General features: G+C 61.3%; 14 protein-coding genes. 5 read left to right on the top strand and 9 right to left on the bottom strand.

Annotation, left to right across the window (positions count from 1 at the left end; all coding sequences use genetic code 11):
• Positions 1 to 27: 27 nt before the first annotated feature.
• A complete protein-coding gene (locus SNL23_RS01895) occupies positions 28 to 267 on the top strand; it encodes a DUF465 domain-containing protein (protein ID WP_063031086.1) in 240 nt (79 codons plus the stop codon).
• A 125-nt stretch (positions 268 to 392) separates the two neighbouring features.
• Here SNL23_RS01895 and hglS read toward each other — a convergent pair whose 3' ends face one another.
• On the bottom strand, positions 393 to 1,760 hold the full coding sequence (gene hglS / locus SNL23_RS01890; RefSeq protein ID WP_318301453.1) for a 2-oxoadipate dioxygenase/decarboxylase HglS: 1,368 nt from the start codon (positions 1,758 to 1,760) through the stop codon (positions 393 to 395).
• 195 nt (positions 1,761 to 1,955) lie between these two features.
• Here hglS and SNL23_RS01885 point away from each other — a divergent pair, with 195 nt between their 5' ends.
• Positions 1,956 to 4,589, top strand: a complete 2,634-nt coding sequence (locus SNL23_RS01885; RefSeq protein WP_318301452.1) for an MGH1-like glycoside hydrolase domain-containing protein — start codon at positions 1,956 to 1,958, stop codon at positions 4,587 to 4,589.
• 169 nt (positions 4,590 to 4,758) lie between these two features.
• Entirely contained in the window at positions 4,759 to 5,352 is a 594-nt protein-coding gene (locus SNL23_RS01880) for a hypothetical protein (RefSeq protein WP_076016978.1), read from the top strand.
• Between the two features lie 68 nt (positions 5,353 to 5,420).
• Here the strand turns inward: SNL23_RS01880 and SNL23_RS01875 are convergent, their stop codons facing one another.
• On the bottom strand, positions 5,421 to 5,735 hold the full coding sequence (locus tag SNL23_RS01875) for an SCP2 sterol-binding domain-containing protein (RefSeq protein ID WP_017479029.1): 315 nt from the start codon (positions 5,733 to 5,735) through the stop codon (positions 5,421 to 5,423).
• A 56-nt stretch (positions 5,736 to 5,791) separates the two neighbouring features.
• A complete protein-coding gene (locus SNL23_RS01870) occupies positions 5,792 to 6,502 on the bottom strand; it encodes a histidine phosphatase family protein (protein ID WP_318301451.1) in 711 nt (236 codons plus the stop codon).
• A gap of 193 nt (positions 6,503 to 6,695) precedes the next feature.
• Here SNL23_RS01870 and sohB point away from each other — a divergent pair, with 193 nt between their 5' ends.
• The gene (sohB, locus tag SNL23_RS01865; RefSeq protein WP_318301449.1) at positions 6,696 to 7,721 is read left to right on the top strand and encodes a protease SohB; all 1,026 of its coding nucleotides are present in this window, start codon (positions 6,696 to 6,698) and stop codon (positions 7,719 to 7,721) included.
• Between the two features lie 72 nt (positions 7,722 to 7,793).
• Here sohB and SNL23_RS01860 read toward each other — a convergent pair whose 3' ends face one another.
• A complete protein-coding gene (locus SNL23_RS01860; protein WP_318301448.1) occupies positions 7,794 to 9,323 on the bottom strand; it encodes an MFS transporter in 1,530 nt (509 codons plus the stop codon).
• Entirely contained in the window at positions 9,320 to 9,805 is a 486-nt protein-coding gene (locus SNL23_RS01855) for a GlcG/HbpS family heme-binding protein (protein WP_318301447.1), read from the bottom strand. The genes SNL23_RS01860 and SNL23_RS01855 overlap by 4 nt, the downstream gene beginning before the upstream one ends.
• A 103-nt stretch (positions 9,806 to 9,908) precedes the next feature.
• On the opposite strand from SNL23_RS01855, the gene SNL23_RS01850 reads away from it, so the two are divergent.
• Positions 9,909 to 10,790 (top strand): LysR family transcriptional regulator, encoded by an 882-nt coding sequence (locus SNL23_RS01850; RefSeq protein WP_318301446.1) that lies wholly within the window; start codon positions 9,909 to 9,911, stop codon positions 10,788 to 10,790.
• Positions 10,791 to 10,931: 141 nt separating this feature from the next.
• Here the strand turns inward: SNL23_RS01850 and dhaL are convergent, their stop codons facing one another.
• The 4 genes from dhaL to SNL23_RS01830 form a co-directional block, all read right to left on the bottom strand.
• A complete protein-coding gene (dhaL, locus tag SNL23_RS01845; protein WP_318301445.1) occupies positions 10,932 to 11,576 on the bottom strand; it encodes a dihydroxyacetone kinase subunit DhaL in 645 nt (214 codons plus the stop codon).
• Between the two features lie 3 nt (positions 11,577 to 11,579).
• Entirely contained in the window at positions 11,580 to 12,581 is a 1,002-nt protein-coding gene (locus tag SNL23_RS01840) for a dihydroxyacetone kinase subunit DhaK (RefSeq protein ID WP_318301444.1), read from the bottom strand.
• A 153-nt stretch (positions 12,582 to 12,734) separates the two neighbouring features.
• Entirely contained in the window at positions 12,735 to 13,850 is a 1,116-nt protein-coding gene (locus SNL23_RS01835) for an MDR/zinc-dependent alcohol dehydrogenase-like family protein (protein WP_063031068.1), read from the bottom strand.
• Positions 13,851 to 13,878: 28 nt separating this feature from the next.
• Complete coding sequence (locus SNL23_RS01830) at positions 13,879 to 14,634, bottom strand: SDR family oxidoreductase (protein WP_076016986.1); 756 nt, start codon at positions 14,632 to 14,634, stop codon at positions 13,879 to 13,881.
• Between the last annotated feature and the right edge of the window lie 27 nt (positions 14,635 to 14,661).

The raw sequence follows: 14,661 nt of genomic DNA, 5'->3' as shown, positions 1-14,661 counted from the left end.
TCATTGATCAACTTGCGGAGGTACTCCATGCCAGTGAAACACGACCTGTATCAGGACCTGACTTTCACCAAGGAAGACATTCAACAGCGCAGGGCGGGCGACAACTACCTGGATTCGCTGCTCCACCAATATGACAGCGCCGACAAGGAGGTGCTGGAGCTTGAGTCCTCAAGCGGCGGTGACGAGGAGCTGGAGAAGCTGAAAAAGAAACGCCTGTTGATCAAAGACAAGATCGTCGAGCAACTGGAGAAAGCGACGGCCAAGTAGAAGATTTGTTCAGAATTGCCTGAAAGACAGCAGCACCGCCGCTGCCTATCATGCCAATCGTTCGCCCGGCACTGGGGCTCTTAGACGGCGCATGGAATGCGCTGTGGCCGGGCGAACTCTCTCTTTCAAGCCAGCAGCGCGCGGGTGCATTCGTCAATCGAGCGCTGCTGGGTTTCTCCGTATAACTTCAGCTCATCAATCGTCTGGCGGCCCAGGGCTTTTTCAAACTCGGCCTGGTTGGAGTTGGCCGCGTAGTGACTCTGCGCTGCATCCCCCAGGTTCGACTGGAAAATCCCCGCCGCACTCACCGGCAGAAAATCCTCGTACACCAATGGCTCCACGTCCACGTGGCCGGCGGCGATCAGTTCGTCCAGGGTTTTAACCTTGTCCTGGGCGGCCAAGCCTTTCTCGGTCACGAAATAGCGGAAGTACGCCAGCTCCTGCTCACGCATCTCGCGGTGATTGTCGGGAAACGCCTGGAAGTGTTGTTCCATCAATTCGGTGTAGCGCCCGGCATTGGCCTCATTCGGAAACGCGCCCAATTCATCCCGTGCAGCATTCAGCAGTTGGTCATACAGCGCGCGGCCCTTGGGCGTCAGCGCCACGCCGCGTTGTTCGATTTCGCCGAAGCGTGCGCTATGGCTGCCTTTGGCATCGGTAAAGGCAATCGCCTCGTCGAGGGCCTTGAAGCTGGTTTGGCGCAGCAGGATCGGGCACTGGCGGCGGGGCGGGCCTTCGATCACGGCCTTGGGGGTGATACCTTTGCCCGGCATCGCGGCCTGCACCTGGTCGATGTCCAGGGTGCGCGGCGTCAGGTGGTTGATGTGTGGGCCCTTGAATGCCACCACGTCGGCGATCAGCCGGTGCTGGTCGCTCAGTTGCTGGTATTGCGCGGCGGTGACGGTGGCGGTGTGGTGCCAGCGGAAGGTTTCCAGGGCTTGCTGGATAAACGCTTCGGCGTGGGTGGCGTCGAGGCCGCCGTCGGCTTCCGCCTGTTGGATCAGCTCAAGGGCGCGCGGCGTGAAGATCGAGCGTTTGGCCAGGGCTGACTCGGCGAATGCGCGCAGTTCAGGATTTTCGATCAGTTCCAGACGCAGCAGGGAAGTGAACACCCGGAACGGGCTGGTTTGCAGCGCGCTTTCATGCACGGCGCGAAAGGCAGTGGAGTGCACCGGCACTCCGGCGGGCGTGAGGTCGTAATAGCCCACGGGCTGCATGCCCATCACCGCAAACAGGCGGCTGATGGTCGCTAACTCTTCAGCGGTGCCGAGGCGGATGGCGCCGTGGCGCTCCATGTCCAGGCGCTGGATTTCCCCGGTGCGCTGCAGTTGGTGCGCCAGCCCGACGTCGGTGTTGAGCACGCTGGCATTGGTCTCGGCTACCAGTTCCATCAGCGCGCCATACAACGGCACTTCATCGCGGTACATGTCGGACATGGCTTTGGAGAAGCCTTTGCGAATGTCGTCAGGGCTGACATGGCGGACGGTGGGCATAGAAAAATTCCTGGCGGCTGTCGAGGTGAACTACACGGTTGCCTGATTTTGTTGGGCCCGCCATTGCCTTGCAAACGAAGATTCCTCTGGACTTCATTCTGCAAATGAATGAGCTGGATGTTATTAGCTTCACGTGCATCTCACCGCTGATGGGCTCTACACTGGCCGTCACCTCTGAACGCGACGGAAGACTCGATGACGGCACAGCCTGCGACGAACATTCTGAACACGATTGAAGGCCAGCGCCTGGCCACGGATGACGCCGAGCGCTGGCGTGACTGGGGCCCCTACCTGAGCGAGCGGCAATGGGGCACGGTGCGCGAAGACTACAGCGCCGACGGCGATGCCTGGCGCTACTTCCCCCACGAACACGCCCGCAGCCGCGCCTACCGCTGGGGCGAGGATGGCCTGGCGGGCTTCAGCGACAAGGCCCAGCGCTGGTGCCTGGGCCTGGCGCTGTGGAACGAGCACGACGCGATCCTCAAGGAGCGTCTGTTCGGCCTGAACAACGCCGAGGGCAACCACGGCGAAGACGTCAAGGAGCTGTACTTTTTCGTCGATGGCGTGCCGAGCCATGCCTACATGCGCATGCTCTACAAATACCCCCACGCGGCTTTTCCCTACGACGACCTGATCGCCGAAAACGCCCGGCGTGGGCTGGGGGATGCCGAATACGAAATCCTCGATACCGGGGTTTTCGAAGACAACCGCTATTGCGACGTCACGGTGGAATACGCCAAGCACCAGCCCGATGACGTGTTCATGCGCATCACCGTGCACAACCGTTCGGACCAGCCCACTCGCTTGCAGGTGCTGCCGCACTTGTGGGCGCGCAACGACTGGAGCTGGACCCATGATGCCCCCAAGCCTGAATTACGCCTTGAGGGCGAGCAGGTGGTGGCGCGGCACCATGAATTGTTTGATCGCCACCTGAGTGCCTGGGGCCAGGACGGTGTGGAATGGTTGTTCTGCGAGAACGAAACCAACTTCCCCAGGCTGGACGGGCAACCTGGGCCAGGGCCGTTCAAGGACGGGATCAACGACTATGTGACCACGGGTTCGGAAGCGGCGATTCGCCGGGACTCGGGCACCAAGGTGGCCGCACGTTTCATCCTGGAACTGGCGGGCCAGGAAAGCAAAACCCTGTACCTGCGCTTCGCCCCGGCGCAGGCACCGTGGATCAATGCGCGCAAGCTGTTCGAAGAACGCCGTCAGGAGACCGATGATTTCTATGCGGCGCTGCAACAGGGCATCGCCGATGAAGATGCGCGCAACGTACAGCGCCAGGCCCTGGCTGGGTTGCTGTGGTCCAAGCAGCTGTATTACTTCGACGTGAATCAATGGCTCGACGGCGACCCGGCCCAGCCCGCGCCGCCGCCCGAGCGTTTGCATATCCGAAATACCCATTGGCGGCACTTGTCGAATTTCGACATTCTCTCGATGCCCGACACCTGGGAATACCCGTGGTACGCCTCGTGGGACCAGGGTTTCCAGGCCGTGGCGTTTGCCCTGATCGATCCGGGTTACGCCAAGCAGCAACTGCTGCTGTTGGTGAAAGACCGCTTCATGCACCCCAACGGCCAGTTACCGGCCTACGAGTGGCGTTTCGACGACGCCAACCCGCCGGTGCATGCCTGGGCCAGTTGGCGGGTGTATCAGCAGGACAAGGCGCTGAACGGCGTGGGCGACATGGATTTCCTCGAGCGGATCTTCCACAAGCTGCTGCTGAATTTTTCCTGGTGGGTTAACCGTAAGGACGCCGAAGGCCGCAACCTGTTCCAGGGTGGGTTTCTTGGGCTGGACAACATTGCGCTGTTCGATCGCTCGGCTGATTTGCCGCCGGGTTATCAGTTGGACCAGGCGGACGGCACGGCGTGGGTTGCGGCGTATGCGCTGGATCTGATGCGTATCGGTCTGGAACTGGCCAAGCGCAATGTCGTGTATGTGGATATCGCGGTGAAGTTCTTTGAGCACTTCCTGTATATCGCCGGGGCGATCAACCGGGTGGACGACAGCGCCGAAGGCTTGTGGGATGAGCAGGACCAGTTTTTCTATGACGTGCTGCATCGTCCGGGCGGTGAAAGTGAGCCGGTGCGGTTGCGCTCCATCGTTGGCCTGATGCCGCTGTTTGCGGTGCTGGTGCTGGAGCAGCGTGAGCATGAGGGGCTGGAAGGTTTGCGCGAGCGGTTGCTGGGGTTTATGAAGCATCGGCCGGACCTGGCCAAGCTGGTGTCGCGCTGGAACGAGCCGGGGCAGGGGAATCGATTGTTGCTGGCGTTGTTGCGGGGGGAGCGGACCAAGGATTTGCTGCGGCGCATGCTGGATGAGTCTGAGTTTCTCTCGACGTTTGGTGTGCGGTCGCTGTCGAAAGCGTTCGCTGAGGAGCCGCTGGCGCTGAAGATGAATGGCAATACCCTGTGTGCCCGCTATGAGCCAGCGGAGTCGGATTCGCGGTTGTACGGTGGTAACTCCAACTGGCGTGGGCCGTTGTGGATGCCGGTCAACTACATGTTGATTGAGTCGTTGCGGGAGTTTCATCGGTACTACGCGGATAATTTCTCGGTGGAGTACCCGGCGGGGAGTGGGTATCTGGCTTCGCTGGAGGAGGTTGCCGATGGGCTCAGTCAGCGGTTAACGCGATTGTTTCTGAGGGATGAGAACGGTTCGAGGCCGTCGATGGTCGGGTATGCGCAGTTGGAGGCGGATCCGGCCAGTCGCGATCTGGTGTTGTTTCATGAGTACTTTCATGGCGAGACCGGGCGCGGGTTGGGGGCTTCGCATCAGACGGGATGGAGTGCGCTGGTGGCGCTGTTGTTGCAGCCCCTGTAGGAGCGAGCTTGCTCGCGAAGGTCGTTAACGATGACGTTGGCATCCTGATTCAACGCGGCGCCCTCAGGTTTTTCGCGAGCAAGCTCGCTCCTACAGGGTGCAACATTTCCATGGATGGGAATGATCAGAATCGGGTAAATTCGTCGCCCCTCATACAAGGATGTAGACAATGGCGAAGGTCGTTGCGCGATTCAGCAGTACGACTCTCTTGAGTGCGTTGCTGATCACCACCAGTATTTTCATGACGTCCCTTTATTCCCGGGCAAGCGCTGCGGCCCCGATGATGATGCATTGCAGTGATTGCAAGAAAGGCGAAACGTTTGACGCGACCCAGTGGTTCAGCAATGGGATGTATCGCCTTGAAACGGATCTCGTCCCCAACCCGATGATCACGATGATCCGCAGAAAGCCGGTGGTCTTCACCGCCAAGGATAACGATCAGTTGATGGAGGCTGCCCTGCGAGGCGTGGGCAATGCCGGTGGCGAGTCGCAGGATGTGATCGCGCTTGAGGCGCAGTGGCCCGTGCTGACCCGCCGCGTGCGCTACTCCTACAGCGTGTTTGTGGCTCCGGATGTGCCGCGGGATCTTTACGATCTGTACGTGCAGGTTGGCCGCAAAAAATTCCTGGTCATGATTGGCCTGGACGTGAACACCGGCGAAATAACCGCAGAGTACGAGGGGCGAGAGATTCGTGTGGGGGATGCCAACGACCCGCAGTACCTGGAGACCTTTGACGAGTTGGACGATGCGGGAACCCGCTAGGCGTTTGCTTCGCCCCTGAAACGACAAATCCCGCCATTGGCGGGATTTGTCATTTAAAGCAGGCTTGATCAGGCAGGGAACAGCTCGCTCAATTTCATGGCCAGCATCATGTCGCCTTCAGTGCGCAGTTTGCCGCCCATGAATGCCTGCATGCCGTCGGTGGAGCCGTCGACGATGCCTTTCATGGTTTCGCCGTCCATCACCAGGGTGACTTGGGCATCCGGGTTTTCACCTTCCAGCAGTTCGCAGGTTTTGTTTTTCACGACCAGCGAGAAGTTCTGGGTGTCGTCGATACGGAAACCGAACACCAGGTCCAGGCCGTCGGCAGCGGCTGGGTTGAATTTGGCTTTCATTGCTTCTACGGCTTTAGCTACGTCAGTCATGGTTTCGATCCTTTTATGGTGAGTCCAGTGACCTTGGGGTCACGGTTGGCCGCAATTCATCGGAAGGTGATGAGCTGCGGCGCCTTCAACAGTTGCAAGTGGGTATGGCTGTTGAAGGAAGCCAGTGCCACCTCGCGACCACGGAATTTCAGCTGGTTGAGCGAGGTGTTAACAATTTGCCAGTTCAGTTCGAAGGCCTGTGCAGCAGGCATTCGGGTAATCAGGTGGAGCAGGGCAGTGATGGTGCCGCCGGAGGTAAACACGGCGATCTTGTCACTGTTGTCGGCGGCTTCGAGGAGGCGTTGCAGGCCGCCCTGGACACGTTCGACAAACCCCAGCCAGCTTTCCAGGCCCGGCGGGTCGTAGGTGCCGGCCAGCCAGCGTTCGACAATCAGGGAAAAGATGCGCTGGAACTCACCGCGATGCTGCGCGGCGTTACGCAGGATGTGCAGGGCTTCGGGTTCGCTGTGCAGCAGCTCCGGGAGCAGGGCGCGGATGATCGCCTCGGCGTCGAATTCGTTGAATGCGCTGTCGATTTCCAGCGTGGGTACCGGCAAGCCGAGGGCGCTGTATTGTTCGAAGGCGGCGGTGGCGGTGTGCTGCTGGCGGCGCAGGTCGCCCGACACGCAGCGGTCGAAGCTCAGGCCCAGTTCCGCCAGGTGGCGGCCCAGCACTTGCGCCTGTTGCACACCGATGGGCGACAGCACGTCGTAGTCGTCTGCACCGAAGGAGGCCTGGCCATGTCGAATCAGGTAGATGCTGCCCACGTCCGTTTTCCCGGTACGTTGAAAGTCTGGCGAGGTTATGAGGATGCCGGGAAGCTGTCAATGAAAAAACATACGCTTGTTTTAAAAGCTCGTTAGAGGCCCGTTGCTGGCGGTTTGATCACTGGCCCCATGGCGGTGGCGTCGGTATGCTTGGGCAATCCGCGCCTGGCGCACTGCACTTGTAAGGAGTCACATGGATTTTCTGGCCGAGTACGCTACTTTCCTGGCTAAAACCGTCACCCTGGTCGTCGCCATCCTGGTGGTGCTGATCAGTTTTGCAGCGCTGCGCAGCAAGGGCCGCCGTAAAGCCGCCGGCCAGTTGCAGGTCAGCAAGCTCAATGATTTCTACAAAGGCCTGCGTGAGCGCCTGGAGCAGACCTTGCTCGACAAGGACCAGCTCAAGGCATTGCGCAAGTCCGAAAGCAAAACCGAAAAGAAAAAAAGCAAGAAGAAGCCCGAAGCCAAGCCTCGGGTGTTCGTGCTGGATTTCGACGGCGACATCAAAGCCTCGGCCACTGAAAGCCTGCGCCATGAAATCACCGCACTGCTGAGCCTGGCCACGCCCAAGGACGAAGTGGTGCTGCGCCTCGAAAGCGGCGGCGGCATGGTCCACAGCTACGGCCTGGCGTCGTCGCAACTGGCGCGTATCCGCGAGGCGGGCGTGCCGTTGACCGTGTGCATCGACAAGGTCGCGGCCAGCGGCGGCTACATGATGGCGTGCATCGGCGAGAAGATCATCAGCGCACCGTTTGCGATCCTTGGCTCAATCGGCGTGGTGGCGCAGTTGCCCAACGTCAATCGCCTGCTGAAGAAGCACGACATCGACTTCGAAGTGCTGACCGCCGGCGAATACAAACGCACCCTGACGGTGTTTGGCGAAAACACCGAGAAGGGCCGCGAGAAGTTCCAGGAAGACCTGGACATCACCCATCAACTGTTCAAGAACTTCGTGTCGCGCTACCGCCCGCAGTTGGCCATTGATGATGTGGCCACCGGTGAAGTCTGGCTGGGTGTCGCGGCGCTGGACAAACAACTGGTAGACCAGTTGCAAACCAGCGACGAATACCTGGCGACCAAAGCCAAGACTGCCGAAGTGTTCCACCTGCACTATGCCGAGCGTAAAAGCCTGCAAGAGCGGGTTGGCCTGGCGGCCAGCGGTTCGGTAGACCGGGTGTTGCTGACCTGGTGGAGCCGCCTGACCCAGCAGCGATTCTGGTAACAATTCAACTGACTGTCGAAGATCAAAATGTGGGAGCGGGCTTGCTCGCACATTGGTTTTGTGTTGATCACATTACCGAGCTAGTAGTGAGGCCTGCGGCACCGCCGGTATGGGATGCCGCATCAACGATCCCACCACCAGCGCCCCCAGCAAACCCAACAACCCCGCCACCCACAACACCACGCTGAACCCGCCGACAAACGCCTGCCGCGCCAGTGGCTGCACCCTCCCTCGTGCCGTTTCAGGCAGCAGCGCCATGGCCGCCGGCATATCGCCTGCCACCACCCGTGAAGCAATCCCCGAAACCTGTTCCTGCCACTGCGAGCCCAGGCGGGTGTGCAGCAACTGTTCGCTATGGCTGCTCAACAATGCGCCATACACACCGATCGCCAACATGATCGCGCTGAAGCGCATGGTGGTGCTCATGCCCGACGCCATGCCGGCGCGGTCCCGTGGCACGCAGGCCATGATGTTTTTCTGGGTGTCGCCATTGAGCAGCCCGGCACCGGCCCCGGTGACCGCTATCGCCAGGGCGAACGGCAGATAACCGCCGACATTCACCGCCCAGGCACTCAGCAGGTTGCCGCATCCCACCAACGTCAGTCCCGTCGCCATCATCGTTGCCGGGGCAAAGCGGCTGGCCAGGCGTGCGCCAATCCGTGGGCAGATCAGCATGGTCATGGCAAACGGCAGCATGCCCAAACCCGAGGCGATCGCGGAGAACCCCAGGCCGTTTTGCAGGTAGAACGGCAGCAACGTCATCATCACCTGGGCGCAGCCGGCGTAGGCGAACATCCCCAGCAGCGCACCGATGAAGCGCGGGTGCTTGAACAACTGCAGGTCCACCATGGGTCGCTGTTGCAAGCGTTCGGCGAGTACAAACAAACCCAACAACGCCGCACCGCCCAGCAGCCGCGCGTAAGTCAGCGGGTTGTCCCAGCCGATGCGATTGGCTTCGATCAGGCCCCAGATCAAACACAGCAAGCTGGCGCTGAAGGTCAGGCTGCCCCAGGGATCAAGCCTGGCGGACTGGGCGTCGCGAGACTCAGGAATCGCGCGCAGCACCAACCCCATCAACACCAGGCCGACCGGCAAATTGAGATAGAAAATCCAGCGCCAGCCCAGGTACTGGGTGATCAAACCGCCGAGGGTTGGCGCGGCGGTCATTGCCACGCCCATGCACGCGCCCCAGAAAGCCCAGGCCTTGGCGCGCTCCACTTCGTCGTGAAACGTATGGCCGATGGACGCCAGTGCCGAGGTCAGCAGCAGCGCCGCACCGACACCTTTGACGGCGCGGGCGATATCCAGGAACAACGCATTCGGCGCCGCGCCGCAACCGATGGACGCGAGGATGAAAATGCTCAGGCCCCAGATCAGGGTCTTCTTGCGCCCAAAGCGGTCGGCAATGCTCCCGGCCGGCAATAACAAAGCGGCGAAGGCCAGCATGTAGGCGCTGACTACCCATTCGATATCGGCAAAATTCGCCCCCAGGTCCCGGGCGATGCTCGGCAGAGTCACGGCGACGATATTGGTGTCGAGCACGATCAGCGAACACACCCCGGAGGCAGTCAGCAGCGTAACGCGTGGGCTGACCTTGCTCATGGTTGCACCGAAGCCACCGCCGCCAGGGCGATTTCATCATCGTGGGCCGGGGTGTCTGCGCTGATGCCGATGGCGCCCACTACCTGGCCTTCGAGGATGATTGGCTGTGCGCCTTTCATCATCAGCAGGCCGGCGGTGACGGCTGCCTGGCGCCCGCCGTTGATGGCGTTTTCCAGATCGGCCGACGGCCGTTTGAACAGCGCCGAGGTGCGCGCCTTGCCTTGGGCCAATTCAATCCCGGCGACCACCGGAGCGCCGTCCATGCGGGTGGTGAGGGTCGGCCAGCCGCCATCGTCGACAATCGCCAGCGCGCAGGGCCAGCCTTTTTCAGCGGCCGCTTTACGGGCCTGCGCGGCGATCTGCTGGGCGGTGGCGAGGGTCAGTATTGCCTTGTGGGCAATGGTGGCCTTTGGTTCGGCGGCCATTGCCGAGGGCAGGGCGGCCAGCCCCGCGAGTGCCAGTATCAGGGATTTGACTAACATGGGGGTGCCTCTCTACTGTGAGCGTGCGCCCAGCTTAGTCGCGCCGAGTCCTGGCTTTATTAGGCGTAATAGTGATCTTCATTACCTTTGAGCTAATCCTGCGATGGAAATACGTCATTTCCGCTACTTTCTGGCGGTTGCCCGGCAACGCAATTTCACTCGGGCCGCCGAACAGCTGGGCATCGCCCCGCCGACCCTGAGTCGGCAGATCCAGGACATGGAAACCACCCTCGGTACGCGCTTGTTTATCCGCCAGCAGCGCGAAGTCAGCCTCACCGAAGCGGGTGCGGCGCTGTTGATCGAGGCTGAGGCCACGGTGCGGCAGTTCGAATTCGCTCAGCGCAATGCCCAGCGTGCCGGGCGCGGTGAGATTGGTCACATTGAATTGAGGTACGTTGCGTCGGCGGTCTATTCAGGCCTGTTGCAGCGCCAGGTGCAGTCGTTCTGTGGGGACTTCCCCGACGTGAGCCTGAGCGTGCGCGAAAGCCCGATGGCGACGTTGCCGGGGCTGGTCGCGGACGGGCGCTTCGATATTGGCTATATCCGCTCGCCGATGACATTACCCGAGGGCGTCGAGGCGGTGCGCTTGAACAGCGAAGGGTTTGTGTTGGCGTTGCCGCAGGATTCCTGGCTGCTGGGATTAAAGGCGATCAGTTGCGAGCATCTGCAAAACGAGACCTTTATCTTGCCCGAGCAGATCAGCGGCACGCTGCAGGTGGCGGCGCAGGGTGGTTATGCGCCTCGGTTGGGGCCGCAGCCGGGCGGGTTGGTGGCGGTGATTGCGTTGGTGTCACTGGGGCAGGGCGTGGCGGTGGTGCCGGAGTCGGTGGTGGGGCATGTGAGCTTGCCGAACGTGGTGTACCGCACGATTGAAGGCAGTGAGGCGTCGTCGTGGCTGTCGCTGATTCACCGGCGCTTTGAAAAGGCGCCGGCGGTGGCGCGGTATATCGAGCAGGTCAGGCAGAGAGCTAAGTTAGAGATCTGATCGCGGCGGGTTGGGTGCTTTGCGGGTTAATTGTGTTGCTGCCTTCGCGAGCAAGCCCGCTCCCACATTTGACCGAGTTTCCTCTTTGGAATGCGCTCGAATGTGGGAGCGGGCTTGCTCGCGAAAGGGCCCTCTCAGACGCTACACCAACCTCGGTTGAACCGAATCCGCCAGCCTTGTCAGTATCAAGCAGCACGACACGGCTCCGGCATCCAGCACACCCAACGAGCGCTCGCCCAGGCGGCTGGCGCGGCCGATTTTTGCCACGAGGTCCTTGGTGGAATCCCGCCCCTGTGACGCCGCACTTTTCATCGCGTCCAGCGCCTCACTGAATGACGCCCCCGACCCATGGGCCTGCTCAAACGCCTCCACCGCCGGAATCAAGGTGTCCATCAAACACTTGTCACCCACGCCGGCTTCGGTGATGTCCTGCAACGACGTCAGCCCGCCCCGTAGCAAATGCGCAAAGGTCGCCGCATCAATCTCTTCGCTGCCCCGCACCTCATCCGCCATACCGATAAACAGGCTGCCATACAGCGGCCCCATGGAGCCGCCGATGCCTTCCATCAGGCTCAGCGTCAACTCGTCCAACGCTTCGGCCAGGGTCAACTGGCGGCCTTCAATGGTGCGTCCGCAATGGGCGAACCCCTTGGCCATGTTGATGCCGTGGTCGCCATCGCCAATGGCACCGTCGACTTCGCTCAGGTACTCGCGGTTGGCAACGATCACGCTCACCAGGTCGGCGACGATGGCGCTGCCGTCGTGGGTGGAGAAATGCTGGCTCATGGTTTAGTCCGCCTGGGTCATGCCGATGGAGCGGCAGGGTTGGTCGATCAGGGTTTTCAGCTCGGCGTCCAGGCCCAGCAAGGTCAGGGTCACGCCCATCATTTCCAGGGAGGTGAAGTAGTTGCCCACGTAGCAGCGGTGAATCTTCAAACCTCTGGCCTGCAGCTGACGTTCAACCTCGGCATAGAAAATGTAAAGTTCCATCACCGGCGTCGCGCCCAGACCCGAGACCAGCACCACCACGCTGTCATCCTGGCTGAAGTCACGGTCGGCGAGGATCGGCGCGAGCATGCGCGCGGCCATGGCTTCGGCGGATTCGATGGGGATGACTTCAATGCCCGGCTCGCCGTGGTGGCCGATGCCCAATTCCATCTGCCCGTCAGGAATCTGGAAGTTCGGCTTGCCCACCGCCGCGATGGTGCAGGGTGTGAGGCCGATGCCGATGGAGCGGCAGTTGTCGACGGCCTTCTGGGCGACACGAATCACGCCGTCCAGATCGTAATGCTGGGCAGCGGCTGCGCCACCGACCTTCCACATGAAGATCTCGCCTGCCACCCCGCGACGCTTGGCAATGTCGGCCTTGGGCGCCGAGGCCACGTCGTCGTTGGCGACCACGGTGCGGATCTGCATGTCCTTGCTGGCGGCCATTTTCATTGCCAGCTTCACGTTCATGTTGTCGCCGGCGTAGTTGCCGTACAGGCACGCCACGCCAGCGCCGTGGTCGGCGGCGCGGAAGGCGTCGAAGAAGCTTTTGGCGGTGGGCGAGGAGAAGATTTCGCCGACGGCCACGGCGTCTACCAGGCCGGGGCCGACATAGCCGAGAAAGGCCGGTTCATGCCCGGAACCGCCGCCGGTCACGATGCCCACGCGGCCCTGTGGCGACGGCTTGGCCTTGCCGATCACCCGTGGATTGGTTTCGTATTGGCGCAGCTCGGGGTGCGCGACCAAGATGCCCCGCAGCATGTCCTCGACCACCTGATCCGGATCGTTTATCACTCGATTCATAACGCGGTTTCCTGTTTTTGTTTTGATCAACTGTAGGAGCGAGCTTGCTCGCGAAAAACCAGAGAGCGCCGCGTTGATTCAGGACGCGAGCATTATCGTTAACGACTTTCGCGAGCAAGCTCGCTCCTACAGTAAAAGCGGTTTTGGCGTGTTTCAGGGTTCCAGCACGACTTTAAGCGACTTGTCCCCGCGTTCCATCACCGCAAACGCTTCCTTGAAGTCCGCCAGGGCAAATTTGTGGGTCACCACGTCGCGCATGTCGATCTTGCGGTTACCGATAAAGTCGATGGCGCGCGGGTACATATACGGTCCGAGGTGTGAGCCCAGCACGTCCAGTTCCTTGCGGTCGCCGATGATCGACCAGTCCACCGTGGCCTCGTCGTTGAACACGCTGAACTCCACAAAGCGCCCCAGCTTGCGCAGCATCGCCAGGCCCTGGTTCACCGCCTTGTGGTGCCCGGTGGCTTCGATGTAAATGTCGCAACCGTAGCCATCGGTGATTTCGCGAATCTTCGCCATCACGTCCACTTCGGCCGGGTTCCACACTTCATCCGCACCCATGCGCAGGGCGAGGGCGGCGCGCTCGGGTTTCATGTCGAGCACGATGAGTTTTTTCGGGTTGCGCATGCGCACCGCGCCGATGATCCCCAGGCCCAACGTACCGGCGCCGGCCACTACCACAATGTCGTCGAAATCCACATTCGCCCGCTCCGCTGCGTGCAGCGAGCAGGCCAGCGGTTCGATCAGGATGGCTTCGTCCGGGGCAATCGAGTCCGGGACTTTGTGGATGATGCCTTCCTTGGTGAAAATCATGTACTGGGCCATGGCGCCCTGGACGTTGTTCTGGAAACCGTACAAGTCGTGTTTCTGGCACATCCAGTACTGGCCGTGGTTGCAGAAGCGGCAGCCCCAGCACGGCACGATCTGTTCGGAAATCACCCGGTCGCCGACCTTCACTCCACGCTTTTCCGCGCCTGGGCCAAGGGCAACCACGCGGCACACGAATTCGTGGCCGGGAATCATCGGCGGCTTCACATAGCGCGGCTGCTCGGCGTCACCCCAGAACGACGGCGCGCCGCGATAGGTCTTGATGTCGCCCATGCAAATGCCGCACAGCTCGACCTTGGTCAGGATCTCGTCGGGGCCGGGCGTCGGTACATCGACGGTCTCCAGGCGATAGTCTTCGGGGCCATGGCAGACCACGGCCTGCATGGTTTTCGGAATGACGGGTGACAGTTGCTCGGGCGTGCGTTCGGTAACGGTAGACATGACGATAAACCTCACGACAAAAGATGAATTACTGGATGCTGTAGCCGCCGTCGATCACCACGTTCTCGCCGGTGATCATTTGTGCGGCGTCGCTGAGCAGGTACAACGCCAGCCCGGCGATTTCTTCCGGCTGGGCAAAGCGGCCCGCCGGGATCTGCAATTTGGCCCGTTCCCCCAGCTCGCCGGCCCAGGCCTTTTTGCCCAGGGCGGTTTCGACGATGGTCGGGGAGATGGCGTTGACGTTGATGTGGGGCGCCCATTCCATGGCCAATACCTTGGTCATGCCGACCACGGCGGCCTTGCTGGCGCAGTACGCGACGTGACGGTCCAGGCCGATCACTGCCGCTTGGGAGGCGAGGTTGACGATGCGCCCGCTGCCCTGGGCCAGCATGTGTTTGGCGCAGGCCTGGGCCACGAAGAAGCTCGCCTTGAGGTTGATGTCGAGGGTGGTGTCCCAGGCGTTTTCGCTGACGTCCAGGGCCTTGTCCAGCAGCGCGACGCCGGCGCTGTTGACCAGGTAATCCAGGCGTTTGAAGTGATCGAATACGTAGTCGACGGTGCTGTGCACCTGGTCGAGTTGGCGCAGGTCCACGGCGATGCCGATGTTCCCGGCACCGAGGCTGGCGGCGACTTCGACCACGGCCGGGTCGCGGTCGAGCAGGGCCACCCGCGCGCCGCGTTCCACCAGCAGGCTGGCACAAGCCAGACCGATCCCGGCGGCCCCGCCGGTGATCACGGCGCAGCGGCCGGTGAGGTCGAAGGCTTGATTCCAGAATCCAGACATGAACATGACTCCATTTTTCAGATCGGT

Origin of the sequence: Pseudomonas sp. SED1, assembly GCF_034044025.1 — a bacterium.
Lineage (GTDB): Bacteria > Pseudomonadota > Gammaproteobacteria > Pseudomonadales > Pseudomonadaceae > Aquipseudomonas.
The sequence above is the reverse complement of the archived record's forward strand: the minus strand, read 5'-3'. Positions and strand labels throughout refer to the sequence as shown.